Origin of the sequence: Actinomadura chokoriensis (assembly GCF_041463665.1) — a bacterium.
Taxonomy (GTDB): Bacteria; Actinomycetota; Actinomycetes; order Streptosporangiales; family Streptosporangiaceae; genus Spirillospora; species Spirillospora chokoriensis_A.
Genome location: NZ_JAXCEJ010000024.1, coordinates 25,983 through 51,657 on the forward strand (window position 1 = coordinate 25,983; position 25,675 = coordinate 51,657).

25 protein-coding genes are annotated in these 25,675 nt (G+C 72.3%); 7 read left to right on the forward strand and 18 right to left on the reverse strand.

The genetic code is table 11. The annotated features are described in order from the left end of the window. Window positions 1-118: 118 nt before the first annotated feature. The 13 genes from SM418_RS29790 to SM418_RS29850 all read right to left on the reverse strand — a co-directional run bounded on the left by SM418_RS29790 (window position 119) and on the right by SM418_RS29850 (window position 12,203). Window positions 119-1,207 carry a sensor histidine kinase gene (locus SM418_RS29790; RefSeq protein ID WP_371944368.1) on the reverse strand — a complete coding sequence of 363 codons (1,089 nt, stop codon included), beginning with the start codon at window positions 1,205-1,207 and terminating at the stop codon, window positions 119-121. A 271-nt stretch (window positions 1,208-1,478) separates the two neighbouring features. Further along, complete coding sequence (locus tag SM418_RS29795) at window positions 1,479-1,982, reverse strand: STAS domain-containing protein (protein ID WP_371944369.1); 504 nt, start codon at window positions 1,980-1,982, stop codon at window positions 1,479-1,481. A 276-nt stretch (window positions 1,983-2,258) separates the two neighbouring features. Then, entirely contained in the window at window positions 2,259-3,074 is an 816-nt protein-coding gene (locus SM418_RS29800; protein WP_371944370.1) for a TrmH family RNA methyltransferase, read from the reverse strand. Window positions 3,075-3,108: 34 nt separating this feature from the next. Then, window positions 3,109-3,486, reverse strand: coding sequence for a 50S ribosomal protein L20 (rplT, locus tag SM418_RS29805; RefSeq protein ID WP_371944371.1), 378 nt, complete (start codon window positions 3,484-3,486; stop codon window positions 3,109-3,111). A 70-nt stretch (window positions 3,487-3,556) separates the two neighbouring features. Further along, window positions 3,557-3,751, reverse strand: a complete 195-nt coding sequence (rpmI, locus tag SM418_RS29810) for a 50S ribosomal protein L35 (protein WP_067468638.1) — start codon at window positions 3,749-3,751, stop codon at window positions 3,557-3,559. A 183-nt stretch (window positions 3,752-3,934) separates the two neighbouring features. Then, on the reverse strand, window positions 3,935-4,483 hold the full coding sequence (infC, locus tag SM418_RS29815) for a translation initiation factor IF-3 (RefSeq protein WP_371944478.1): 549 nt from the start codon (window positions 4,481-4,483) through the stop codon (window positions 3,935-3,937). A gap of 456 nt (window positions 4,484-4,939) precedes the next feature. After that, entirely contained in the window at window positions 4,940-5,797 is an 858-nt protein-coding gene (locus SM418_RS29820) for a shikimate dehydrogenase (RefSeq protein WP_371944372.1), read from the reverse strand. Further along, complete coding sequence (gene mltG, locus SM418_RS29825) at window positions 5,770-6,930, reverse strand: endolytic transglycosylase MltG (protein ID WP_371944373.1); 1,161 nt, start codon at window positions 6,928-6,930, stop codon at window positions 5,770-5,772. Before mltG ends, SM418_RS29820 begins: the two co-directional genes overlap by 28 nt. Beyond that, a complete protein-coding gene (ruvX, locus tag SM418_RS29830) occupies window positions 6,927-7,385 on the reverse strand; it encodes a Holliday junction resolvase RuvX (protein WP_371944374.1) in 459 nt (152 codons plus the stop codon). The genes mltG and ruvX overlap by 4 nt, the downstream gene beginning before the upstream one ends. A gap of 37 nt (window positions 7,386-7,422) precedes the next feature. Then, on the reverse strand, window positions 7,423-10,092 hold the full coding sequence (gene alaS / locus SM418_RS29835; RefSeq protein ID WP_371944375.1) for an alanine--tRNA ligase: 2,670 nt from the start codon (window positions 10,090-10,092) through the stop codon (window positions 7,423-7,425). A 2-nt stretch (window positions 10,093-10,094) separates the two neighbouring features. Further along, on the reverse strand, window positions 10,095-10,430 hold the full coding sequence (locus SM418_RS29840; protein WP_371944376.1) for a DUF6167 family protein: 336 nt from the start codon (window positions 10,428-10,430) through the stop codon (window positions 10,095-10,097). Beyond that, on the reverse strand, window positions 10,427-10,837 hold the full coding sequence (locus SM418_RS29845; protein WP_371944377.1) for a DUF948 domain-containing protein: 411 nt from the start codon (window positions 10,835-10,837) through the stop codon (window positions 10,427-10,429). The genes SM418_RS29840 and SM418_RS29845 overlap by 4 nt, the downstream gene beginning before the upstream one ends. A gap of 103 nt (window positions 10,838-10,940) precedes the next feature. Beyond that, a complete protein-coding gene (locus SM418_RS29850) occupies window positions 10,941-12,203 on the reverse strand; it encodes a replication-associated recombination protein A (protein ID WP_371944480.1) in 1,263 nt (420 codons plus the stop codon). 282 nt (window positions 12,204-12,485) lie between these two features. Between SM418_RS29850 and SM418_RS29855 the strand changes: the two genes are divergently transcribed. The 4 genes from SM418_RS29855 (at window position 12,486) to SM418_RS29870 (ending at window position 15,006) form a co-directional block, all read left to right on the forward strand. Then, the gene (locus SM418_RS29855; protein WP_371944378.1) at window positions 12,486-12,983 is read left to right on the forward strand and encodes a hypothetical protein; all 498 of its coding nucleotides are present in this window, start codon (window positions 12,486-12,488) and stop codon (window positions 12,981-12,983) included. A gap of 106 nt (window positions 12,984-13,089) precedes the next feature. Then, on the forward strand, window positions 13,090-13,692 hold the full coding sequence (locus SM418_RS29860; protein ID WP_371944379.1) for a thioredoxin-like domain-containing protein: 603 nt from the start codon (window positions 13,090-13,092) through the stop codon (window positions 13,690-13,692). After that, window positions 13,689-14,375, forward strand: a complete 687-nt coding sequence (locus SM418_RS29865; RefSeq protein ID WP_371944380.1) for a DUF305 domain-containing protein — start codon at window positions 13,689-13,691, stop codon at window positions 14,373-14,375. The genes SM418_RS29860 and SM418_RS29865 overlap by 4 nt, the downstream gene beginning before the upstream one ends. A 64-nt stretch (window positions 14,376-14,439) precedes the next feature. Further along, entirely contained in the window at window positions 14,440-15,006 is a 567-nt protein-coding gene (locus SM418_RS29870; protein WP_371944381.1) for a TIGR03086 family metal-binding protein, read from the forward strand. A 39-nt stretch (window positions 15,007-15,045) separates the two neighbouring features. Here the strand turns inward: SM418_RS29870 and SM418_RS29875 are convergent, their stop codons facing one another. After that, window positions 15,046-16,281, reverse strand: a complete 1,236-nt coding sequence (locus SM418_RS29875; protein WP_371944382.1) for a DUF349 domain-containing protein — start codon at window positions 16,279-16,281, stop codon at window positions 15,046-15,048. 72 nt (window positions 16,282-16,353) lie between these two features. Then, window positions 16,354-17,100 carry a peptidylprolyl isomerase gene (locus SM418_RS29880; RefSeq protein WP_371944383.1) on the reverse strand — a complete coding sequence of 249 codons (747 nt, stop codon included), beginning with the start codon at window positions 17,098-17,100 and terminating at the stop codon, window positions 16,354-16,356. Window positions 17,101-17,312: 212 nt separating this feature from the next. Between SM418_RS29880 and SM418_RS29885 the strand changes: the two genes are divergently transcribed. From SM418_RS29885 to aspS, 3 genes are read left to right on the forward strand one after another with little or no spacing between them, the layout of a single operon-like run. Next, complete coding sequence (locus SM418_RS29885; RefSeq protein WP_371944384.1) at window positions 17,313-18,053, forward strand: MBL fold metallo-hydrolase; 741 nt, start codon at window positions 17,313-17,315, stop codon at window positions 18,051-18,053. Window positions 18,054-18,065: 12 nt separating this feature from the next. Further along, a complete protein-coding gene (hisS, locus tag SM418_RS29890; RefSeq protein WP_371944385.1) occupies window positions 18,066-19,346 on the forward strand; it encodes a histidine--tRNA ligase in 1,281 nt (426 codons plus the stop codon). Then, complete coding sequence (gene aspS, locus SM418_RS29895; RefSeq protein ID WP_371944386.1) at window positions 19,343-21,103, forward strand: aspartate--tRNA ligase; 1,761 nt, start codon at window positions 19,343-19,345, stop codon at window positions 21,101-21,103. Before hisS ends, aspS begins: the two co-directional genes overlap by 4 nt. Window positions 21,104-21,153: 50 nt before the next feature. Here the strand turns inward: aspS and SM418_RS29900 are convergent, their stop codons facing one another. From SM418_RS29900 to secF, 3 genes are all read right to left on the reverse strand, one after another. After that, the gene (locus SM418_RS29900) at window positions 21,154-23,328 is read right to left on the reverse strand and encodes a RelA/SpoT family protein (RefSeq protein ID WP_371944482.1); all 2,175 of its coding nucleotides are present in this window, start codon (window positions 23,326-23,328) and stop codon (window positions 21,154-21,156) included. Window positions 23,329-23,953: 625 nt separating this feature from the next. Beyond that, window positions 23,954-24,478 (reverse strand): adenine phosphoribosyltransferase, encoded by a 525-nt coding sequence (locus SM418_RS29905; RefSeq protein ID WP_371944387.1) that lies wholly within the window; start codon window positions 24,476-24,478, stop codon window positions 23,954-23,956. Between the two features lie 18 nt (window positions 24,479-24,496). Continuing rightward, window positions 24,497-25,675, reverse strand: a complete 1,179-nt coding sequence (gene secF / locus SM418_RS29910) for a protein translocase subunit SecF (RefSeq protein ID WP_371944388.1) — start codon at window positions 25,673-25,675, stop codon at window positions 24,497-24,499.

Below are 25,675 nucleotides of genomic sequence, written 5' to 3' on the forward strand. Positions count from 1 at the left end.
GGTCGGCGTGGGACGCCCGCAGTCTAGTGCGCGGACGGTGAAGATCCGGAAAGCGTGCGCGAGACGCGCTGGCCCTGTCGGGACCCGGTGGCGCCGTGACCGGCGGCGTGCGCCGCGCTCAGCCGGCGTAGTCGGGGGCCCCTGCGGGCACGGTAAATCGGAACTCGGCGCCGCCGCCGGGCGCCCGCCGGACGGTGATCACGCCGCCGTGCGCCTCGACCAGGCCCTTGACGATGTAGAGCCCGAGCCCGGTGCCGCCGCGTCGGTTGCCGCCGGGACCGCGCCAGAACTGCCGGAAGACGCGCTGGACGGCCTCGGGCGGAATGCCCTCGCCCTCGTCGCGCACCGACACGGCGGCTCCCTCCTCGTGCGCGTCCGGCTCGACCACAATCGTCACAGTACCCGCTCCGTGGCGCACCGCGTTCTCCACGAGGTTGCCGAGGATCTGGTCCATCTTGTCGGGGTCGAGCCACATCTCGGGGAGCTCGCCGCGCGTCTCGAAGCGGAACCGGTCCTCCGGCTCGCCGGCCGCGACCCGGCCAGCGATGATCTTGCGGACCTCGCCGGGGATGTCGACGACCTGGCGGCGCATCTCCAGCCGGCCCGCCTCGATGCGGGACACGTCCAGCAGCTCGGTGATCAGCCGGGTGACCCGGTCGGCGTCGGCGTTGACGGTCTCCAGCATGACCCGCTTCTGGTCGTCGTTGAAGCGGTGCCATTTGGCCAGCAGCGTCGCGGTGAAGCCCTTCACGCTGGTCAGCGGGGAGCGCAGCTCGTGCGCCACGGTGGAGACGAGGTCGGCGCGGTCGCGCTCCTGGCGGGCGCGGTGCACGGCGTCGCGCAGGCACACCGTGAACCGTTCCACCCGGCCGCGCTCGCCCCGCCGGTAGGCGGCGGTCACCAGCACCTCGGTGCCGCCGGGCAGGAACAGCACCCGCTCGGGGTGGCGGGTGCGGGTGCACAGGCCGTCGTAGGGGGCCAGGCACTTCCACCAGTCGCGCCCCTCGGCGTCGTGCAGCGGCAGGACGTCGCGGAAGTCGCGGCCGACGGCGGACCCGGCGGCGATCCCGGTGATCCGCGTGGCGGCGGCGTTGAACACCAGCACGCGGGCGTCCCGGCCGGCGACCATCAGCCCGTCGGGCAGGTCGTCGGCCGCGCCCCCCTCAGGGCCCGCCCCGGACCCTCGCTCGGGTACGCGCGCTGCCACGAGAGGGGACTCCTCTCCGCCCACAGCGGCCTCCAGAACACCGATGAGAACGCGGCCTGTCGAAAAGAGACTCTAGCCGGAGTCGGCCGTCTTGCGGGACCCGGAAACCGCCCGGCGGCAAGGCATCTGTAGCCTTCCGGGCGGGGTGCCGCCCCGCCGGACAGCGGCCTCACCAGCCCGGATCCCCGCCCTCGCCCGCACGCCGTGCCGGCAGTCCTGACAGGGACTACTTACGGGACTTCTTTCCAGGGATCACCGGGATTCCCAGGGATCACCGGGACGTCGCCGAAGGGCCGGGCGCGGCCCACACGTCGTCGGCGCGGGCGTGGATCGCGAACAGCCGGTGCAGCCCGGTGATGCGGAGCAGCCGGAGCTGGGCGGGCCGGACCCCGGTGAGGACGATCTCGCCACCGTCCGCCGCGATCTGGTTGTGCGCGGCGACGAGCGCGCCGAGACCGGCGGCGTCGCAGAACGGGACGGCGGTGAAGTCGGCCACGAGCCGGCGCGGCCCCGTCCCGGGCAGCAGGCCGTGCAGCTCGACGAGCCGGTCGCGCAGCGTGCCGGCCGTGCGCAGGTCGATCTCCCCGGCCACCGCGAGGACGGCCGTGCCGCCCCGGACCAGGGCGATGTCGATGCGCAGGCCGCCGGCCGCGTCGCGTGCGCCGGAGCCGCCCGCGGCGGGAGGGCGCGCGCCGGTGCCCGCGCCCGCCCGGCACCTCGCCACGGAGAACACGCGCCGGCGTGCCTTCCCGGCGGGCCTGGTCTCCTCGGTCATCACGTTCGCCCCCACTCTGCACGGCGTCACCGCCGCCCCTGGTCAACGCACTGATCAACACGGTAGGCAGCGGGTGGAACGGCGTAATCCCCCGCCGGTCCCCACCGCGCTCCTACCTGCGGATGAGCCGCACCCGGCGGCCAGGCCCCCGCCCGCCGCCCGTGCGCGGTCCATCCTCCCAGCTCATCGGCCGGGAAGCGGCGCATCAGGCGACCGCTTGCGGCCATCTGATCACGGAATGCAGTGAACCCGCGCGACCGTCCCCCCGTACGCGCGTCACGTCGTGCGCTGCGCGCGCGCCGAGGCGTAGAGGCATACGGCCGCGGCCGTCGCCAGGTTCAGGCTCTCGGCACGGCCGTAGATGGGCACGCGGACGACCTCGTCCACGTGCCGGAGTATCTCGCGCGGGAGCCCCCACGCCTCGTTCCCGAACACCCACGCGGTGGGGCGCGCGAGCAGCCCCGTGTCGATCGCGTCGTCGAGGGTGCGGTCGCCCGCGCCGTCGGCGGCGAGGACGGTGAGCCCCGCGCCCTTCAGTTCGGGGATCAGCGCGTCGAACCGCGGGCCGGTCACGACCGGCAGGTGGAACAGGCTGCCCGCCGAGGCGCGCACGCACTTGCCGTTGTAGGGGTCGACGGACGCGTCGGTGAACACGACGGTCTCCGAGCCGGCCGCGTCGGCGGTGCGCAGCACGGTCCCCGCGTTGCCCGGGTCGCGGACGTGGGCGAGCACGGTGACGAGCCGGGGACCGGCCTCCAGCGCCTTGCCCAGCGGGACGTCGACGAACTCGCAGACCGCCAGCAGCCCCTGCGGGGTGACGGTCTGGGCCAGCTCCGCCATGACCTCGCCGCTGACGCGCAGCACCGGCGCGCCCGCGCGCTCGGCGGCGAGCACCAGCTCGGGGTGGCGGGCCTCCGCCTCCGCCGTGGTGAACAGCTCGGCGAGGCCGCCGGGGATCTCCAGCGCCTCCCGCACCGCCTGCGGCCCCTCGGCGAGGAACCGGTTCTCGCGGCGCCGGAACGCGCGTTTGGCGAGCCGCCGAGCGGCCTTCACCCGCGGTGATCGGAGAGAGGTCAGCTCGCGGCCCGCCATGTCGCTGTGATCGCCTGTGCGCCGGTCACCCGGCTCAGGCCGCCTCCGAACCCTCGGCCGGGAGCGCGTCCTTGGCGATCTTGACCAGGGCGGCGAACGCCGGCGCGTCGTTGACGGCCAGCTCGGCCAGCATGCGGCGGTCGACCTCGACCTCCGCGGCCTTCAGGCCCTGGATGAACCGGTTGTAGGTGATCCCGTTGGCGCGGGCCGCGGCGTTGATCCGCTGGATCCACAGCCGGCGGAACTGCCCCTTGCGGTCCTTGCGGTCCCGGAAGGCGTAGGTCATCGAGTGGAGCTGCTGCTCCTTGGCCTTGCGGTACAGGCGCGAACGCTGACCGCGGTAGCCGCTCGACCGCTCCAGGACGACCCGACGCTTCTTGGCGGCGTTGACGCCCCGCTTCACGCGTGCCACGTGCTGAACTCCTTCGTGGGGGCCGGGGCCATGCGGGCCTCGGCCGGTCGCTGATATTGCCGGTCGAGCGCTACTTGCGCAGCAGCTTCTTGATGTTCTTGGCGTCGGCGTCGGCCACCACGGCGGGGCCGGACAGCCGGCGCGTCCGCTTGGTCGGCTTGTGCTCGAGCAGGTGGTTCTTGTTGGCGCGGCGGCGCATCACCTTGCCGGAGCCGGTCAGCTTGAAGCGCTTCTTGGCACCACTGTGGGTCTTGGTCTTCGGCATGGTCGCCGTCGTCTCCCTCTTTCCCGGCCCCCGTGCCGTGCCGCACGGGGGCGCGCCTGATCGGCGCATCCCACGGAAGTTCGTGGACGCGCCGGGTCAGGCTTCAATGTACGTGCGCCGCGACCCCGCTCAGCCGCGAGGTCGCGGTGTCGGGACCGCCGCGAGGCCGTCCCGGAGCGGCCGTCAGGCGGTGCTCTCGGCCTCCTGCCCGCGGGCCGTCTTCTTCTTGTGCGGACCGATCACCATGATCATATTCCGGCCGTCCTGCTTGGGCCGCGACTCGACGAAGCCGAGCTCCTCGACGTCGTCGGCGAGCCGCTGCAGCAGCCGGTAACCGAGCTCGGGACGGGACTGCTCACGACCGCGGAACATGATCGTGACCTTCACCTTGTCCCCGGCCTTCAGGAACCGCACCACGTGACCCTTCTTGGTCTCGTAGTCGTGCGGGTCGATCTTCGGGCGGAGCTTGATCTCCTTGATGACCGTGTGCGCCTGGTTCTTCCGCGCCTCACGCGCCTTCATCGCGGACTCGTACTTGAACTTGCCGTAGTCCATGAGCTTGGCGACGGGCGGACGCGCGGTGGGCGCCACCTCGACGAGGTCGAGATCCGACTCACGCGCGAGTTCAAGGGCCTTGGCGATGGGCACGATGCCCACCTGTTCGCCGTTCGGGCCGACGAGCCGGACCTCGGGCACGCGAATGCGGTCGTTGATACGCGGTTCGGCGCTGATGGGACCTCCTTGGGGCCGTTCTCAAGTTCGTTGGACCGGTCGTACCCCGAGGCTTCCACGAGAAAAGCCCCGTACGACGCACGCACGGGGCCACCTTCGGTCTCCCTGGACGGACGAGCCGTCCGGGGACGACGGCGGGACGGGCGCGCAACGCCCGTTCGCCGGACCGATACCCACCGGCCTTCCGGCCGGTCAGGTGGGAGGTGGCCTCCGCTTGATCGCCCGGCGCGCGCCATCGCCCGGATCGCGCGCACAGGGCCGGTCGACCACTAAGACTACCACCTCCGGTGGCCTGTCAAGGCGGGCTTCGTTGTCTCCGGCACCGCTTCGGGCGCCTTCGTGAGGTACGCCACTCTCCCCAACAGCTCCGTGCATCTCGGCATTCCCCGGATCCGCGCGTTCCGTTCGGCGCGACCACTCCGGAGGACGTCCGGACCGGCAGGGACGTCAGGGACGTCAGGCGCGGCGGGCGAGTTCGGCCTCCCCGGCGGCCCGCATCGCCGCCACCGGAACGTCCTCGCGGCCGGTCATCAGCGCGACCTGCCGGACGGCCTGGTGCAGGAGCATCGCGAACCCGCCCACGACCGTCCCGCCGGCCCGCTCCACCGCCGCCGCGAGGGCCGTGGGCCACGGCGCGTACACCACGTCGAACAGGGACGCGCCCGACGCGGCGACCGGTTCGGCGAGCGCGTCCGCCGCGCGTCCCGGCAGCGTCGACACCACGAGGTCCGCCGGAAGGTGCGCTGCCACCCGGTCGAGGGGCACGACCCGGACCGCGAGCCCGAACCGCTCCCCCACCTCGGCGGCGCCGGCGGCGCGCTCGGGGGTCCGCGCCGCGAGCACCGCCTCGGACGTGCCGAGCCGGGCGAGCGCGGCCAGCGCGGACGCCGCGGTCGCGCCGCCGCCCAGCACGAGCGCCGACGGCGGCGCCTTGAGGCCCGCCTCCGTCAGCGCCGCCTCGATACCGTGCACGTCGGTGTTGTCGCCGTGCCTCCGCCCGTCCCGCAGGACGATCGTGTTCGCGCCGCCGACCCGCACCGCCAGGTCGGACACCGAGTCGACGAGGTCCAGCGCGACCCGCTTGAGCGGCATGGTCAGCGACAGGCCGGCCCACTCGGGGCCGAGACCGTCCAGCAGCGCGGCCAGTCCGTCCTCGCCGCACTCGATCGCCTCGTAGGACCACGTGTCCAGGCCCATCGCCGCGTACGCCGCGCGGTGCAGGACCGGCGACAGCGAATGCGCGATCGGCGACCCCAGCACCGCGGCCCGGCTGCCCGGTTCCCCCGTCACTGGCCCGGATGCGCCTTCTGCCACGCCCGGAACTCCTTCTCGATCTCCAGCCGCTCGGCCTCGGTCGTGGCGAATCTCGTGATCTTGTTGGTCGGGTCGGTGGCGATGAAGTACAGCCACGTCCCGTCCTTCGGCGCGAGCGCCGCCTCGATGGCGTCCGGACCGGGGTTGGAGATCGGACCGGGCGGCAGCCCGGTGTGCCTGTAGGTGTTGTACGGCGAGTCGATCTGGAGGTCCTTCTCGGTGACCGTCAGCCGCCGCTCGTTCAGCGCGTACAGCACGGTGGTGTCGAACTGCAGTTTCATGCCCTTCGCCACCCTGTTGTAGATCACCCGGGAGATCTTCGGCAGGTCGCTGGGCCTGCCGCCCTCGGCCTGGACCAGGCTGGCCAGCGTGATGACCGTCGCCGGGTTCATGCCCGCCTTGCGCGCGTTGCCGACGAGGTCGACGCTGCTCGCCTCCTGGTTGAACCGGTCCACCATCTGCTTGAGGATCTGCTCGGCCGAGCCGTTCGGGTCCAGGTCGTAGCGGCCCGGGTACAGGTACCCCTCCACCTTGCCCTTCGCGTACGACGGCAGCCCGAGGCTCTTCGGCTTCCGCGCGGCGGCCTGGAACTCCTTCTGCGAGATCCCGGTCTTCTTCGCCAGCAGCTGGTAGACCTCGACGGCCCGGCGGCCCTCCGGGATCGTGATCTGGTTCCCGGCCCGCGACTTCGGGTTCAGCAGCTGCGCCATCGCCGCCGCCGACGACATCTTCAGCCGCATCTGGTAGAAGCCCGGCTGGATGCTGGATGCGCGGGTCTCCTTGTTGTACGTCTTCACGAACGCGCGGGCGCTCTTGACGACGCGGTGCTGCTCCAGCGTCGCGCCGATCACCGAGCCGCTGGCGCCTTCCTTGATCTGGACCGTGACCTTGCCGGCGCCCTGGCCCGCGTAGTCCGGCGGGTTCCACCGGTTGTCGAGCCACGCGTACCCGAGGACGCCGCCGGTGCCGAACACCGCCACGAGGAACGCCAGCGCGAACATGGCCGCGGCCCGGCCGCTGCGCCTGCGCCGCTTCTGCCGCTTGCGGGCGCGCCGCTGGTCGCGCCGGCCGTACCGCTCGTCCGGCGGACGCCCGTCGCCGTAGGGGTCTGAGAAGAGGTCCAAATCGTTCATGAGCTCCCCCGGACGATCTCTCCTGGGGGGCGCCCAGTCAACCGCTCCGCGTCGAGGGCCGCCTGCAGCAGGACCGCCGCGGCGGCCTGGTCGACGACCTTGCGCCTCGCTTGACCGTGTACTCCACCGGCCCTCAGTCCGCTCTCGGCGGTGACGGTGGTGAGCCGCTCGTCGTGCAGCCGGACCGCCTCCGCGGGAAGGCGGTCCGCCAGCCGGGCCGCGAACCTGCGCGCCGCCTGCGCCGCCGGCCCCTCCCGGCCCGACAGCGAGGTGGGCAGGCCCACGACGACCTCGATCGCCTCGTACTCGGTGACGAGTTCCACGAGCCGGTCGATGTCGCCCTTGCCGCTCTTCACTGTTTCGAGCGGGGAGGCGAGGACCCCGCCCGGGTCGCACTTGGCGACCCCCACGCGCACGCTCCCCACGTCGACTCCCAGCCGGACGCCGTTTCTCATGTCCTCGGCTCCGGTCGCCTACCCCGTCGCGCCGGCCTCACGCGGCCCCTACTGCTCGTTCGACCGCGGCGAGGGCGTCCCCGACGGCCGCGGGGTTCGCACCGCCGCCCTGCGCCAGGTCGTCCTTGCCGCCGCCTCCGCCGCCGAGGGCCTTGGCGGCGAGGCCGACGAGCGCGCCCGCCTTGAGGCCGCGCTCGCGCGCGCCCTCGGTGACGGCGACGACCACGACGGGACGGTCCTTCGGCACGCCCGTGACCATCACGACGGCGGGCCGGGCCATCAGCCGGCCCCGGACGTCAACGGCCAGCTTGCGCAGGTCGTCGGCTCCGGTGCCGTCCGGGGCGCGGTGGCCGACGAACGCGATGCCGCCGACGTCCTTCGCGCCGTCGGCGAGCGCCCCGGCAATCGCGAGGACCTGCTGGGAGCGGAGCCTGTCCAGCTCCTTCTCGGCGTCCCGGAGCCGGGAGACGACACCGGAGACGCGCTCGGGCAGCTCCTCCTTGCGCGCCTTCATCTGCTCGGCGAGCTGCGCGACGAGCACGCTCTCGCGGGCGAGGAACCGGAACGCGTCGATGCCGACGAGGGCCTCGACGCGGCGGACGCCGGCGCCGATGGACGACTCGCCCAGCACCTTGACCAGGCCGAGCTGCCCGGAGCGGGCGACGTGGGTGCCGCCGCACAGCTCGCGGGAGTAGTCGCCGACCTCCACGACCCGGACCTCGTCGCCGTACTTCTCGCCGAACAGCGCGAGCGCGCCCATCGCGCGGGCCTCGTCGATCGAGGTGTGGAAGGCCCGGACGTCCAGGTCTCCGACCAGGACCTCGTTGACCTCGTCCTCGACGTCGCGCAGCACGCTCGGCGGGACGGCGCCGGACGCGGTGAAGTCGAACCGGAAGCGGCCCGGCGAGTTCTCCGAGCCGGCCTGCGCGGCGGACTCGCCGAGCGCGCGGCGGAACCCGGCGTGCACCATGTGGGTCGCGGTGTGCGAGCGGGAGATCGCCCGGCGCCGCTCCACGTCGACCTCGGCGTAGGCGGTGTCGCCGGCCTGCGCCTCGCCGCTGCGGACGCGCCCGCGGTGCACGACGAGGCCCGCGAGCGGCGCCTGCACGTCCGTGACGTCGATGACGGCGCCGTTGCCGAGCCGGATCAGGCCGTGGTCGGCGAGCTGGCCCCCGCCCTCGGCGTAGAACGGGGTGCGGTCGAGGACGACCTCGACCTCCGCGCCCTCGCCGGCGGCGGGCGCGTTGGCGCCGTTGACCAGGAGCCCGACGAGGCGGGCGTCGCCGGCCAGGCTTCCGTAACCGGTGAAGTCGACCTTGCCTCCGGCACCGGTGAGCAGCTCGTCCAGGACGGAGACGTCGAGGTTGCCGGTCCGCTTGTCGCGGGCGTCCTTCTTGGCGCGGTCCCGCTGCTCCTGCATGAGCCTGCGGAAGCCGTCCTCGTCGACCTGGAGGCCCTGCTCGGACGCCATCTCCAGGGTGAGGTCGATCGGGAAGCCGTAGGTGTCGTGCAGCTTGAACGCCTGCTCGCCCGCCAGCCTCGCGCCGCCGGAGCGCTTGGTCTCCTCCACCGCCGTGTCGAAGATCGCGGTTCCGGTGCGGAGCGTCTGGAGGAAGGAGTCCTCCTCGGCGTCGATGACCGTGTGGATGTTCGCGGCCGTGCGTACCAGCTCGGGGTACTGCTCGCCCATCGCGCTGATCGCCACGGCGGCCAGCTCGTGCATGAGCCCGGCGTCCTGCCCGCCGAGCAGCCGCAGGTTGCGGATGGAGCGGCGCAGGATGCGGCGCAGCACGTAGCCGCGACCCTCGTTGCCGGGACGGATGCCGTCCGCGACCATCATCGTCCCGCTGCGGACGTGGTCGGCGACGACGCGCAGCGACACGTCCGCGCGGTGGTCCCGGCCGTACTTGGCGCCGGTCAGCTCCGCGGCGCGGTCGAGGACCCGCCACAGGGTGTCGGTCTCGTAGATGTTGTCGACGCCCTGCAGGATCGCCGCCATGCGCTCCAGGCCCATGCCGGTGTCGATGTTCTTGGCGGGCAGGTCGCCGAGGATCGGGAAGTCGGTCTTGCTCTCCCCGGGACCCCGCTCGTACTGCATGAAGACGAGGTTCCACACCTCCAGGTAGCGGTCCTCGTCGGCGACCGGGCCGCCCTCGCGGCCGTGCTCGGGGCCGCGGTCGTAGTAGATCTCCGAGCAGGGCCCGCAGGGGCCGGGGACGCCCATCGACCAGAAGTTGTCCTCCATGCCGCGCCGCTGGATGCGGTCGAGGGGGACGCCGACCTTGTCGTGCCAGAGCCGCTGCGCCTCGTCGTCGTCATGGAAGACGGTGACCCAGAGCTTCTCCTCGGGGAACCCGAAGCCGCCGTCCTCGCGCGAGGCGGTCAGCAGCTCCCAGGCGAAGGGGATCGCCTGCTCCTTGAAGTAGTCGCCGATCGAGAAGTTGCCCAGCATCTGGAAGAACGTGGCGTGCCGCGTGGTCCTGCCGACCTCCTCGATGTCGGGCGTCCGCACGCACTTCTGCGCGCTGGTCATCCGCGCCGACGGCGGGGTGCGCTGGCCGAGGAAGTACGGCTTGAACGGGACCATGCCGGCGTTCACCAGCAGCAGGGTCGGGTCCTCGGCGACCAGGCTGGCCGAGGGCACCACCGTGTGCCCGCGCTCCTCGAAGAACCTGAGGAAGCGGCGTGCGACCTCTGCCGACTCCATGATCAGTGGCCATCCTTGTCGTCGTCGATGATCGTGTATCGCGCCTTCAGCACCCGGCGGGGCCGGGACCCCCGCAGCCCGGGAAGCTCGGCGTCCGGCGGAGCCTGGTCCATGCGGACGGCCTCGCGCAGCTCCTCCTCGCGGGCCTGCATCCCGGTACGGACGTCGGCGGCGAAATGCCTCAACCGCTCCCCGGTGCCCTTCCCGGTCGCCACCGCGCGCGCCGCGACCCCCTCGGGGGACAGGCTCCGTGCGACGCGCTCCACGCGCCGCTTGACGCGGTGCGTGACGTAGACGCCGGTGCCGGCGCCTACCGAGAGCCAGAACAGCCGCCTCATCCCCGCCCCTTCCCGGAGGAGCGGGCCTGAAGCTGCGGCCGGTCGGACGCGGCCCGCCCGTCGCCGCTCTTGAGGGCCTTGCGGACCCCGTAGGAGAAGGCCGCGGCCTTCACCAGCGGGCCGCCCACCACCGACGTCATGACGGTGGTGACGGCCGAGACGTTCTGGGTGACGCCGGCGACCTGCTTGGTGATGACGTCGGTGCGGCCGAGCTGCTCGTTGGCGCGCTTGACCGTGCGGGTCATGTCGTCCAGCAGGGGTGCGGCCTGGTCGCCGAGGTCGCGGACGACCTTGCCCGCCTCGCCGAGGAGACGGGAGAGCTTCAGCAGGGTCAGCGCGATGAACGAGACCAGCACCGCCCAGAACACGGCCACGATGAGGCCGGCCAGCTGTCCACCAGTGAGCATCGGGCTTTCCGTTCGTGCGAATTCGGTTCGGGCCGGTTACGGCGTGACAGACCTTACCGGGCGGCACGGCACTGTGGCGGTATCACCGGCCCGGTGAGAGCGATCAGCGCCGGTCCCCCGCGCCGCGCAGGACGGACCGGATCCGCGCGAGCACCTCGGTGAAACGCGACTCCGCGCCATGCCTGGTCGGGAGATAGTACTCCCGCCCGTCCACGGAGTCGGGCGCGTACTGCTGCCGGACGACGCCGCCGGGATGGTCGTGCGCGTACTTGTAGCCCTGCCCGTGCCCGACCTTGGCGGCGCCCTTGTAGTGGGAGTCGCGCAGGTGCCCGGGGACGGGCCCGGCGAGCCCCTTGCGGACGTCGCCGAGCGCCCCGTCCACCGCCATGATCACCGCGTTGGACTTGGGCGCCAGGGAGAGATGGATCACCGCCTGGGCGAGGTTGATGCGGGCCTCGGGCAGGCCGACGAACTCCACCGCCTGCGCGGCGGCGACCGCCGTCTGCAGCGCGGTCGGGTCGGCCATCCCGACGTCCTCGCTGGCGTGCACGATCAGCCGCCGGGCGATGAACCGCGGGTCCTCCCCGGCCTCGATCATCCGGGCGAGGTAGTGCAGCGCCGCGTCGACGTCGCTGCCGCGGATGCTCTTGATGAACGCGCTGATGACGTCGTAGTGCTGGTCGCCCTCGCGGTCGTAGCGGACGGCCGCCCGGTCGACGGCCTTCTCCAGGACGCCGACGTCGATCTCGCCGCCGTCGTCGACGACGAGGGAGGCGGCCTCCAGGTAGGTGAGGGTGCGGCGGGCGTCGCCGCCGGCCAGCCGGACGAGGTGGTCCTCGGCGGCGGGGTCGAGGGTCACCGCCCCGTCCAGGCCGCGCTCCTCGGCGAGCGCCCTGCGGATCACCTCGCGCAGGTCGTCGTCGCCGAGCGGCTCCAGCGTGAGCAGGAGGGAGCGGGACAGCAGCGGGCTGATGACGGAGAAGAACGGGTTCTCGGTGGTGGCGCCGATGAAGGACACCCAGCGGTTCTCCACGGCGGGGAGCAGGGCGTCCTGCTGGGCCTTGTTGAACCGGTGGACCTCGTCGACGAACAGGACCGTCTGCCGCCCGGTCATGCCCAGCTCCCGCCGGGCCAGGTCGATCTCGGCGCGGACGCGCTTCACCCCGTCGCTGACCGCGGAGATCTCCACGAACCGACGGGACGTGACGTGGCTGACGACCGTGGCGAGGGTGGTCTTGCCCGTGCCCGGCGGGCCCCACAGGACGAGCGACATCGGCACGTCCCGGTCGACGAGCTGCCGGATCGGGGTGCCGGGGCCGAGCAGGTGGCCCTGGCCGACGACCTCGTCCAGCGCGCGGGGGCGCATCCGCACCGCGAGGGGCTGCTCCGCGCCGGGCGCCGCCGGGACGGACGGGCCGGGCCCAGATGCGGGCCCCGACGCGGACCCGGGGGCCGCCGGGCGCTGCCCGGGCGCGTCGAAGAGGCCCTCCGGCTCGCCCGATTCCGCCCTGCTGGTCACGCTCCGACACTATCTCGCGGCGCGGACGTTCCCGGACGTCCCGCACCCGGGCGCCCTGGGCGGGAACGGGAACCCGGGGATAGGCTCCGGCGTTGGAACAGCCCGGAAGGCGCGTTCAGGAGTGTGACGGTGTCCGGTACGGCCCTGCATCGGCGCCACGGGCCGGCTGGGCTGGTCGTGGCGCTGTTCGTCGTGGCCGGGCTCGTGTTCAGCTACGGGATGGGCCACGGGCCGCCGCCGCGCGTGTGCACCGAGCAGGCCGTGAGCATGCCCGTCGGCGCCGGCCCCGCCTCCATGTCCGACGGAGCGACGTCCAACGGAGCGACGCCCGATGTGGCGATGCCCGATGCGGCGACGCCCGTTGCAGTGACGGCTGCTTCACTGTCCCAGGTCCTGCAGGGTCCCGCCGGCGAGGCGCTCAGCGCGCCGGTGAAGCATCCCCCGTCGATGCCGCTGGACGTCTGCCTGTGCATGGCCGTCCTGTTCACCCTCCTGCTGCTGGCGCTGGTCACGGGGCTGCGCCGGCCCCTCTCGCGCCTGCCCGCACGCGTCGGCTGGTCCCTCGCGCCGCCCGGCGCCGCCTCCACCCTGGCTTCGCCGCCCGTCCTCCAGGTGCTCCGGCTGTGATGAGCCGGCCGTAAGGCCGCACGCAGCGCCGCTTCGCCGCAGTCGCGACGCGGCGCCTGCCCACATCTCCGTACTGATCCACAGCACCCCTGAGAGGACCGCTCTCATGTCCAAGAGCGCCCGCAAAAAGAACGCCCGCAAGAACGCGCTGACGCAGCGCGAGATCCCGTGGGGCGGCATCGCCTTCTTCACCGTCATCGGGTTGGTGGCGGTCATCGCCATCGGCTACACGTTCATGCAGACGAGGTCGTCGTCCGCGGACTCCAAGTCCATCGCGGGCCTGGTGACCAAGGACGACCTCGGCCGGGACCACACCAACGGCGCCGTCAAGTACGACTCCGACCCGCCGATGGGCGGCGACCACAACCCCGTCTGGCAGAACTGCGACGGCCGCGTCTATGACGCGCCGCTGCAGAACGAGAACGCCGTGCACTCCCTGGAGCACGGCGCCGTCTGGATCACCTACCGTCCCGGCCTGGCCGCTGGCCAGGTCGACGCCCTCAAGAGCAAGGTCACCGGCACCGACTACACGATGCTGAGCCCGTACCCGTCCCAGGACGCGCCGATCAAGCTCACCGCCTGGGGCCACCAGCTCACCCTGGAGGACGCCTCCGACCCGCGCGTGGACGAGTTCCTGCGCGGCTTCGTGAGCGGCCCGCAGACGCCCGAGCCGGGCGCGGCCTGCAACGGCGCCAAGGACGCCCCGTGAGCGAGGCCGGCCCCGGGGACGAGGACGCCGTGAACGAGGACGCCGTGAACGAGGGACCCGTGAACGGGAACACGGTGCCGCGGGGTCGGCGCGCCGCCGTCGTCCTCGCGGTCCTCGTCCTGATCGCCGGGGCCGTCCTCGTGACGATGGCCGTCGCCCGCTCGGGACGTCCCGGCACGGACGGTCCCGAGGCCGGGTTCGCCCGCGACATGAGCGCCCACCACGCGCAGGCGGTGCGGATGTCGTTCATCGTCCGGGAGCGCACCGACGACCCGGAGGTCCGGCTGCTGGCCTACGACATCATCACCACGCAGCAGGCGCAGATCGGCATGATGACGGCCTGGCTGGACGAGTGGGGCCTGCCGAAGGCCGACCCGACCGGCCGCATGCGCTGGATGTCCGGGCACGGCGGCCACCGCGGCGGCGCGGCCGCCATGCCGGGGCTGGCCACCCGCGGGCAGCTCGCCGAGCTGGAGAAGGCGTCCGCCCGTCCCGCGGAGGTCCTGTTCCTGCGGCTGATGATCGCCCACCATCGCGGCGGCGTGGCCATGGCGGAGGCGGTGCTGGCCCGCACGGGGCACGACCGGGTGCGGCGGCTGGCCGGCACGATGGTGGAGGGCCAGCGGTCGGAGATGGCGCGGATGAACGCCATGCTGCGGGAGCGGGGCGCGCCCGCGGCGTGAGCCGAACCGGCGACCTTGGCGATAGCGCTTGACAGCGCGGCCGGATCGCGGGTCACTGACCACCATGGCTCACGACCTCAGCGGCTACCACCGGGCCCTCGACCTGTTCGAGGGCCTGGTCGCCGGCGTCCCCGGGGACGGCTGGGACGCGCCGTCGCCCTGCGAGGGGTGGAGCGCCCGGGACGTCGCCGGACACGTGACCGCCGGCCAGTGCCTGATCCGGGCGCTGGCGGCGGGCGAGCCCGAGCGGGACGTCGGCCGGGACCCGGCCCGGTTCGTCCCGGGCGACGTCCTGATGAGCTGGCGGACGACCCGCAAGGAGTGCGCGGCGGCGCTCACCCCGGACGCGCTGCGCCGTCCCATCCCGTTCGGCGGCCTGGGCGAGCTGCCGCTCGGCGACTGCCTGGGGGCCTACATCCTGGAGCCGCTCGTGCACGCCTGGGACCTGGCCCGGGCGACGGGCCAGCCGTCCCGCCTGGACCCGGACCTCGTCCACCACGCGTTCGCGACGGCCCAGGTGGTCGCCGCCCCGCTGCGCGCCTCCGGCCGCCTCGCCGCGCCCCTCGCGGCGCCGAGAGGGGCCGACGAGCAGACCCGCTTGCTCGCCTTCCTCGGCCGCAGCACCGCGTGAACCCCGGCCCGGCAGGCTGACCCCGGCCTCCGGGAGACGCTACGAGAACTCGGCGAGGGTCCGTTCGGCCTCTTCGAGCCACGCGCGGCGGGCGCTGAGGGCCTCCTCGGCCTCCTTGACATCCTTGTCGCGGCCGGCGTCGCGGGCCTTGCCGAGGCGCTTCTCCAGCTGCTCGATGGAGCTGCGCAGCTGCCCGACCGTGGCCTCGGCGCGGGCGCGCGCCTCGGGGTTGGTGCGGCGCCACTCGTTCTCCTCGGCGGAGCGGACGGCCTCCTCGATCTTGCGGAGCCGGCCCTCCAGGCGGTCGCGCTGGTCGCGCGGGACCATGCCGGCGGCCTCCCAGCGCTCCTGGACCGTGCGCAGCGCCTGCCGGGCCTGCCGGACGTCCCGGACGGGCAGCAGCCGCTCGGCCTCGGCGAGGATCTTCTCCTTCTCCTCGGCGTTGCCGCGGAACTCGGCGTCGCGCTCGGCGAACGCGGCGCCGCGGGCCTGGAAGAAGGTGTCCTGGGCGCCCTTGAAGCGGGTCCAGAGGTCCTCTTCGGCGTCCCGGGAGGCGCGTCCGGCGCTCTTCCAGCGGCGCATCAGGTCGCGGTAGGCGGCGGCGGTCTCGCCCCAGTCGGTGGAGCCGGACAGCGCCTCGGCCTCGGCGACCAGGCGCTCCTTCTCCCGGCGGGACTCCTCGCGCTGGTCGTCGAGGGTGGCGAAGTAGGCCTTGCGGCGCTTGGTGAACGCGTTGCGGGCCGACGACAGCCGCTTCCACAGCGCGGTCTCGGTCGGCCGGTCGATGCGGTCGGCGGCCTTCCACTCCTCGACCAGCAGGCGCAGCCGCTCGCCGCCGTTCTTCCAGTGCGTCTCCTCGGCGGCGATGCGCTCGGCCTCGGCGACGATCCGCTCCTTGACCTCGCGGGCCTCGTGGCGGTGCTGCTCGCGCTGGACCTTGACCTCCTCGCGGCGCCGCCCGACCTGCTCGGTCAGGCCGTCCAGGCGGCGGACGAGCGCGTCGAGGTCGCCGACGGCGTGCGCCCCGGCCACGGCCTCGCGGAGCCGGTCGATGCTCTGCTGGGCCTGGGCGGGCTGCAGATCGGTGGTGCGCAGCCGCTGTTCGAGCAGGCCGATCTCGGTGGCGAGCGCGTCGTACTTGCGCTTGAAGTAGGCCAGAGCCTCTTCGGGCGCGCCGGCCTGCCAGGACCCGACCACCCGCTCGCCGTCAGAGGTCCTGACGTAGACGGTGCCGTCCTCGTCCACCCGGCCCCAGGGATCGGTCGCGCTGGACACCCTTGCCTCCTGAATCGCGGGTCCGGACAACTCGCGCCATCCGGACCCTCAACACCTTAGTATCCCGTTCGCCTATTTCCCGGCGATCGTGACGTCCTGGATCTCGACCTTCTTCTTGGGCTTGCCGTCGCCCGCGGGGTTCGACCCGTTCTTGGCGATCTTGCCGAGCACGTCCAGCCCCTTGGTGATCTTGCCGAACACCGTGTACTCCGGCTTGAGCTGCGAGTCCTTGTAGACCATGAAGAACTGGCTGCCGTTGGAGTCCGGCGAGTCCGAGCGCGCCATCGCCAGCGTGCCCTCGGTGTAGGTCGCGCCGGCGGTGTTCTCGGTGGTGAACCGGTAGCCGGGCCCGCCGCGGCCGGACGCCGCAGGGTCCCCGCACTGCAGGACGTTGAGGCCGCCGCTCGTCAGCCGGTGGCACTCGGTCTTGTCGAAGTAGTTCTTCTGCGCGAGGAACACGAACGAGTTGACCGTGCAGGGCGCCTTGTCGCCGTAGAGCTGCATCTCCACGTCGCCCTGGCTCGTCTTGACCGTGGCCTGGACGATGCCCGTGTGGGCGGGCTCGCCTGGCGGGGTGCCGACGTCCTTGACCTCGCCGCCGTCGGTCTCAGGCTCGTAGACGCACCGCGGGCCGGCGGCCGTGGACTCGTCCTTCTTGAAGACCATGAACGCCGCGACGCCGGCGACGACCACCGCCACCGCGGCGACCGAGCCGATGACCTTGAGGCGGCGCGCCTTCGCCGCCTCCTGCGCGCGCCGCTGCTCCTGGCGCTCGTACCGCTGGCGCGCGAGCTGCTTCTTGCGGTCCTTCCCCGCCACGGGCCTCGCCTCTCCGGTGTGATCAGGTGAACGTGCAGCGCATAGTAGCGGTACCCGCGAGTAAAAGCGCCTCCGTGGTCAGGGAGCGTCTCCCCCGGGGCCGGACCGCCCCCGGACGCGACACGGCGACGGCCCTATCTCGTTCGCGGTGGCCGTGGCCCCGCCGGTACCCTCGGACACGCCCACCGAGATGGTTCTAAGGAAGGACGACCGTGCTCGTCGCCGGGTTCCCCGCTGGATCGTTCGCCGCGAACTGCTACATCGTGGCGCCCGCCGCGGGTGAGGAGTGCGTGATCATCGACCCCGGCCAGGACGCCGAGGCCGGGATCGAGGAGATCCTGCGCGAGCACCGGCTGAAGCCGGTCGCGGTGCTGCTGACGCACGGCCATCTCGATCACGTCTGGTCGGTGGCCCCGGTCTGCGGCGCCAAGGACGTCCCCGCCTTCGTCCACCCGGACGACCGCGACCTGCTCACCGACCCCGCGAAGGGCCTGTCCCTCGGCGCCGGGCAGCAGCTCTTCGGCGGCCTGGAGCTGTCCGAGCCGGACGACGTGCGGGAGCTCACCGACGGGTCGGTGCTGGAGCTGGCGGGGCTCGGCTTCACCGTCGACCACGCCCCGGGCCATACGCCCGGGTCGGTGACGTTCCGCACGCCGCGCACGCAGCAGATCCCGGATGTGATGTTCACCGGCGACCTGCTGTTCGCGGGGTCGATCGGGCGCACCGACCTGCCGGGCGGATCGTACGAGGAGATCCTCGCCAGCCTGTCCCGGGTGTGCCTGGCCATGCCCGACGACACCGCCGTCCTGCCCGGCCACGGGGAGCAGACCACAATCGGCCGTGAGCGCGTCACCAACCCGTTCCTCGCCGGGCTCGCGCCGGGGGGTTCAGGGGGCTCGTCCCCGCTGGACGGGACGGGCGTGCCCGCGGACGGACCCAACAAGGGATTCTGAGCCTAAAAGACCATGAGTTCGAGCTTCCGGGCCCCCAAGGGGGTCAGTGAATACGTCCCGCCTCGCGCGGACCTCTTCTACGCCGTGCGCGAGGCGTTCGCCGAGCAGGCGCGGCTGGCCGGCTACGGCTACCTGGAGCTGGCCGTCTTCGAGGACACCAACCTCTTCCGGCGCGGCGTCGGCGAGTCCACCGACGTGGTGTCCAAGGAGATGTACACCTTCGAGGACCGGGGCGGCCGGTCGCTGACGCTGCGTCCCGAGTTCACCGCGTCGGTGCTGCGCTCCGTCCTGGAGAACAACCTGCACAAGGGCGCGCTGCCGGTGAAGGTGTGGACGACCGGGGCCGCGTTCCGCGCCGAGCGTCCGCAGCAGGGCCGCTACCGGCAGTTCTACCAGCTCGACCTGGAGGCGATCGGCAGCGAGGACCCGCAGGTCGACGCCGAGACCATCGCGATCGCGGCCGGCTGGTACCGCTCCCTGGGGCTGACCCGGGTGCGGCTGCTGCTGAACTCGCTCGGCTGCAAGGAGTGCCGTCCCGCCTACCGGGCCCTGCTGCAGGACTTCCTGCGCGCCCTGGACCTCGACGACGACACCCGCGCCCGCGTCGAGATCAACCCGCTGCGGGTGCTGGACGACAAGCGTCCCAAGGTGCGGGAGCAGCTCGCTGGCGCCCCGCTGATGGCCGACCACCTGTGCCCGGCGTGCAAGGCCCACCACGACCGGGTCCGGGAGCTGCTCACCGACCTCGGCATCACGTGGGAGGACACGCCCACCCTCGTCCGCGGCCTCGACTACTACACGCGCACGACCTACGAGTTCGACCACCCGCTGCTCGGCGCCCAGTCCGGGATCGGCGGCGGCGGACGCTACGACGGCCTCTCGGAGGACATCGGCGGCCCGCCGCTGCCGGGCATCGGGTTCGGCCTCGGCCTGGACCGCACCATCCTGGCGCTTGAGGCCGAGTCGCAGGAGGGCGGGGGCGCGGCGTTCGCCGCCGGGCCGCGCTGCGAGGCGTTCGGCGTCGCGCTCGGCGACACCGCCGAGCGCCGCATGTTCGCGCTCGTCGCCGACCTGCGCCGCGCCGGGATCGCCGCCGACATGGCGTTCGGCGGCAAGAAGCTGAAGGGCGCCATGAAGGACGCGGACCGCTCGGGCGCCCGCTACGCCGTGATCCTCGGCGAGCGAGATATCGCGGACGGCGTCGCCCAGGTCAAGGACCTGGCCGAGGGCGAGCAGACCGCCGTCCCGCTCACCGACCTCACCACGACGTTGAAGGAAAGGCTGTCGAAATGATCCGCACCCACGAGGCGGGGACGCTCCGCAAGGAGCACGCCGGGCAGCAGGTCACGCTGGCCGGCTGGGTCGGGCGCCGCCGCGACCACGGCGGCGTCACGTTCATCGACCTGCGCGACGCGTCCGGCACCGCGCAGGTCGTCTTCCGCGAGGAGGACGCGGCGCACGACCTGCGCTCGGAGTACTGCGTCAAGATCGTCGGCGAGGTCCGCGTCCGGCCCGAGGGCAACGAGAACCCCGAGCTGCCCACCGGGGCCATCGAGGTCGCCGCGTCCGAGATCGACGTGCTGTCGGACTCCGCGCCGCTGCCGTTCCCGATCGAGGGCGACGTCAACGTCAACGAGGAGATCCGGCTCAAGTACCGCTACCTCGACCTGCGCCGCGAGTCCGTCGCCCGCGCGATGAGGATCCGCTCGGAGGCGTCGTTCCTGACGCACGAGGTGATGCGCGAGCACGGCTTCGTCAACGTCGAGACGCCCACCCTCACCCGGTCGACGCCCGAGGGCGCCCGCGACTTCCTCGTCCCCGTCCGGCTCCAGCCGGGCCACTGGTACGCGCTGCCGCAGTCGCCGCAGCTGTTCAAGCAGCTCCTGATGGTCGGCGGGCTGGAGCGCTACTACCAGATCGCCCGCTGCTACCGCGACGAGGACTTCCGCGCCGACCGGCAGCCCGAGTTCACCCAGATCGACATCGAGATGTCGTTCGCCGACCAGGACGACGTCCTGAAGGTCGGCGAGGACCTCGTGGCGCGCCTCTGGAAGGACATCGCGGGCTACGAGGTCCCCCTCCCGATCCCCCACATCACCTACGCCGACGCGATGGCCCGCTACGGCTCCGACAAGCCCGACCTGCGCTTCGGCCTGGAACTGTCCGACATGACGGAGTACTTCGCCGACACGTCGTTCCGCGTGTTCCAGGCTCCCTACGTCGGAGCGGTGGTCATGCCGGGCGGCGCGTCCCAGACCCGCAAGGAACTGGACGCCTGGCAGGACTGGGCGAAGGCCCGCGGCGCCCGCGGCCTCGCCTACGTGCTCGTCCAGGAGGACGGCACGCTCGGCGGCCCGGTCGCCAAGAACCTCTCCGGCGCCGAGAAGGAAGGCCTGGCCGCCAAGACCGGGGCGTCCCCCGGCGACGCGATCTTCTTCGGCGCCGGCAAGCGGCACGCCACCCAGGAACTCCTCGGCGCGGCCCGTCTGGAGATCGGCCGCCGCCGCGACCTGATCGACGAGTCCGCATGGAACTTCGTCTGGGTCGTCGACGCCCCGATCTTCGAGTCCGTCGAGGACGACAAGGGTGAGCACATCGGCTGGACGTCCGTCCACCACCCGTTCACCGCGCCGAAGCCGGAGTTCGCCGACACCTTCCACGAGGACCCGGGCAGCGCCCTCGCCGACGCCTACGACCTCGTCCTGAACGGCAACGAGATCGGCGGCGGCTCCATCCGTATCCACCGCGCCGAGATGCAGCAGCGCGTCTTCGACGTGCTCGGCCTCTCCAAGCAGGAGGCCGAGTCGAAGTTCGGCTTCCTGCTGGAGGCCTTCAAGTTCGGCCCCCCGCCGCACGGCGGCATCGCCTTCGGCTGGGACCGCACGGTCATGCTCCTCGCCGGCCAGGACACGATCCGCGACGTCATCGCCTTCCCCAAGGCCGCGTCCGGCTACGACCCCCTGACCGCCGCACCGACCCCGATCACCCCCCAGCAGCGCGCCGAGGCGGGCGTCGACGTGATCCCCGAGGACGACCCCGCGGAGTCCTGACCCGGACCGAACCGAGGGCGGCCGCTCCCCGCGGCCGCCCTCGCCTGCTCCTACCGGGTGGCGCCGCTGGTCACCCGGTAGACGTCGTAGACGCCGTCGATGGAGCGGACGGCCTTCAGGACGTGGCCGAGGTGCTTCGGGTCGCCCATCTCGAAGGTGAAGCGGCTGACGGCCACGCGGTCGCGGGACGTGGTGACCGAGGCCGACAGGATGTTGACGTGCTGGTCGGACAGGACGCGGGTGACGTCCGACAGGAGGCGGGGGCGGTCCAGGGCCTCGACCTGGATGGCGACGAGGAAGACCGATTCCTCGCTGGGGGACCACTTGACGTCGATGAGCCGGTCGGGCTGCGCCCTCAGGCTGGCGACGTTGGCGCAGTCGTCGCGGTGGACGGAGACGCCGTGGCCGCGGGTGACGAAACCGACGATGTCGTCGCCGGGCACCGGGGTGCAGCAGCGGGACAGGCGGACCCAGACGTCGGGGTCGTCGGCGACGACGACCCCGGGGTCGCCGGCGGGGCGGCCGCGCCTGCGCCGGGTCGGGAGGGCGATCTCGGCGAGGTCCTCTTCGGCGCTCTCCACGCCGCCGAGGGCGTCCACCAGGCGCTGGACGACGTGCTGCGCGGAGACCTGGCTCTCGCCGACGGCCGCGTACAGGGACGAGACGTCCGGGTAGCGCATGTCGCGGGCGAGCGCGAGGAGGGCCTCGCCGGACATCATCCGCTGCAGCGGCATGTTCTGCTTGCGCATCGCGCGGGCGATGGCGTCCTTGCCGGACTCGATCGCGGTGTCGCGGCGCTCCTTGGAGAACCAGTGCTTGATCTTGTTGCGGGCGCGGGCGCTCTTGACGAAGCCGAGCCAGTCGCGGCTCGGGCCGGCGTCCGGCGACTTGGAGGTGAAGACCTCGACGGTGTCGCCGTTGTCCAGGGCCGATTCGAGCGGGACGAGCCGGCCGTTGACGCGGGCGCCGATACATCGGTGCCCGACCTCGGTGTGGATCGCGTACGCGAAGTCGACGGGGGTCGCGCCCTGCGGGAGCGCGATCACGTCGCCCTTCGGGGTGAACACGAACACCTCGGAGACGGACAGGTCGAAGCGGAGCGACTCCAGGAACTCGGCCGGGTCGGCGGTCTCCTTCTGCCAGTCGAGGAGCTGGCGGAGCCACTGCATGTCACCGGCCTTGCGGCCGCCGACCGTCTCCTCCTTGTACTTCCAGTGCGCGGCGACGCCGTACTCGGCGCGGCGGTGCATGCCCCAGGTCCGGATCTGCAGCTCGACGGGCTTGCCCTCGGGGCCGATCACCGTGGTGTGCAGCGACTGGTACATGTTGAACTTCGGCATCGCGATGTAGTCCTTGAACCGGCCGGGGACGGGGTTCCATCGCGCGTGGATCGAGCCGAGTGCGGCGTAGCAGTCGCGGACGCTGTCGACCAGGACCCGGATGCCGACCAGGTCGTAGATGTCGTCGAAGGAGACGTCCCGCGCGATCATCTTCTGGTAGATCGAGTAGTAGTGCTTCGGCCGCCCGGTGACGGTGGCCTTGATCCGGGCCTCGCGCAGGTCGGTCGAGACGTTCTCGATGACCTCCTGCAGGTAGACGTCGCGCCGCGGGGCGCGCTCGGAGACCAGGCGGGCGATCTCGTCGAACCGCTTGGGGTACATCGTGGCGAACGCGAGGTCCTCCAGCTCCCACTTCAGCGTGTTCATCCCGAGGCGGTGCGCGAGCGGCGCGAACACCTCCAGGGTCTCGCGGGCCTTCTTCTCCTGCTTGTGCCGCGGCATGTAGCGCAGCGTGCGCATGTTGTGCAGCCGGTCGCCGAGCTTGATCACCAGGACGCGGATGTCGCGGGACATCGCCACGACCATCTTGCGGACGGTCTCCGCCTCGGCGGCCTCGCCGTACTTGACCTTGTCGAGCTTGGTGACGCCGTCGACGAGCGCGGCGATCTCGTCGCCGAACTCGGCGCTCAGCTGGTCGAGGGTGTAGGGGGTGTCCTCGACGGTGTCGTGGAGCAGCGCCGCGCAGAGCGTCTCGGTGTTCATGCCGAGTTCGGCGAGGATGGTCGCGACCGCGAGGGGATGCGTGATGTACGGGTCGCCGCTCTTGCGCTTCTGGTTGCGGTGGTAGTGCGCCGCGACGTCGTAGGCGCGTTCGATGAGCCGGAGGTCCGCCTTCGGGTGGGTGTTGCGGACCGTCTTGATCAGTGGTTCGAGTACCGGGTTCATAGCGGGGCCGCGCTGGGCGCCCAACCTGGCGAGCCTGCGGCGCACCCGGGCGGCGGACGGCGGGATCGTGGCCGGCGTGGGCCTGGACGGGACGTCGGGCTTGGACGCTTCATCGGCGTCCTCCGTTGCGGAGGTGCGCTCGGCGGGGGGAGCCTCTGCTCGGGAGGCCCGCGCGGCGGGCCTCACCGCCGGCGGGTCTTCGGCGGCCGGCGTGCCGGCCGTGACCTGATCTTCAGTGGCCTGATCTTCGGCGGCCCGGTCTTCCGTGGCCCGGTCTTCGGCGGCCTGAGCCGCGGTGGCCGGGGGCTCGGTGGCCGGGGGGCCTTCGTGGGGCGGAGCGCTCTCTTCGGCGGGAGGTCCGGGCGGTGGCGCGCGGCGATCAGGGCGCCGCGGTGGCGCGGTCGACGCGCCGGCCGCCTTCACGGCCCGATCCCCCGCGGACTCCCGCGCCGGATGTTTCGCGGCCGTGCGCGCCGCGGCGGCGTCGCTCACCGCGCCGGTCGATACCACCTCACCGGGCACCCAGCCTCCTTTGACCGTCCGGGCGCTGCAGTGCACGCCCCGCGGGTCGCGCCCGTCCCCACCGGACCCTGATGGCGCCAGTGTATCCGGCGGGCTTTTCGCACTAGACCGTAACCAGCGAATGGACGTCCAGATTCCCCAGTTTGTCGCGTCCATGCAGGAAGGACAGTTCGAGGAGGACCGACAGCCCGACGACGTCGCCGCCGCCGCGCCGGACGAGTTCGGCGGCCGCCCTCGCCGTGCCCCCGGTGGCCAGGACGTCGTCGACGATCAGCACGCGCTCGCCGGGTTCGAGGCCGTCGGAGTGGATCTCGATCGTCTCGGTCCCGTATTCGAGGTCGTAGGTCTCCTCGTGCGTCCGCGCGGGCAGCTTGCCCTTCTTGCGCACCGGGACGAACCCGGCGCCGAAGTGGTAGGCGACGGGCGCGGCGAGGATGAACCCGCGGGCCTCGATACCGACGATCTTGTCGATGGTGCCGCGGCCGTGGTGGTTGACGATCGAGTCGACCACGCCGGCGAACGCGACGTGGTCGGCAAGCAGCGGGGTGATGTCCTTGAACATCACCCCCGGCTTCGGGTAGTCGGGGATGTCGCGGATCCGCTCCTGGATCAGCTTTCCGAGGTCCACGCTGGAAGGTCTCCCGCCCTACTTGCCGCCGCGGCGCTGCTGCCGCGATCCCCGCTTGGGCTGCTGCCGCGACCCGGTCTGCACGACCTTCCGCACGGTGACGGTGTTCCGCACGTCCTCGGCGGGATCGCCCGCGTCGTCGCCCCGGTCGTCGCCCCGGTCGTCGCCGGCCTCCGCCGAGGGCTTCCCGGACGCCCCCGCGCCGGCCTTGACCTTGGCGGTCGTGACCTGCTTGTGCGCGTTCCGCTCCCGGCGAGCGATGTTCTCCCGGATCTGCCGGAACTTCGGCTCGCGCTCCTTGAACTGGACGAGCAGCGGCGTCGCCACGCAGATCGAGGAGTACGTCCCGACGATCATGCCGACGAACAGGGCGAGCGACAGGTCCTTCAGCGTCCCGGCGCCGAACAGCGTCGTGCCGATGAACAGGATCGCGCCGACCGGCAGGATCGCCACCAGCGAGGTGTTCAGCGAGCGGACCAGCGTGCTGCTGAGCGCCTGGTTCGCGGCCTCGCTGTAGGTGGTCTTGGAGGTCGGGCCGAGCGGTTTGGTGACCTCCTTGATCATGTCGAAGACGACGACCGCGTCGTACAGCGAGTAGCCGAGGATCGTCAGGAAGCCGAGCAGCGTCGCCGGGGTGACCTCGAACCCGGACCAGGCGTAGACGCCCGCGGTGATGACGAGGTCGTGGATCAGCGCGACCACGGCGGCCACGGCCATCCGCCACTCGAACGCCACCGACAGGTAGGCGATGATCAAGACCATGAAGACGAGCAGCGCCTGCCACGCCTTCTTCTGGATCTCACCGCCCCACGAGGCGCCGACGACCTGGGTGCTGACCTTGCTCTGCGGGACGGCGAGATCCTGCGTGATGCTCGACTTGACCTGGGTGACTCGCGGGGAGTCCATGCTCTCCGTCGTGACCCGCCAGTCCTCGCCCGCCTTCTGCACGATCACCTGGTGGGCGCCGCCGTCGCTGACGGCCGTGCGCACCTGCTCGATCGAGGCGGCGGGGGCCTTGAAGGTGAAGACGGAGCCGCCCTTGAACTCGACGCCGAAGTTCAGCCCCTGGACGAGCAGGCCGGCGATCGACAGCGCCAGCAGCAGCCCGGAGATCGTGTACCAGATCTTCGGCCGGCCGACGATGTCGGCGCTGATCTCGCCCCGGTAGATCCGCGAGGTGACCGCGCGCAGTCCCAT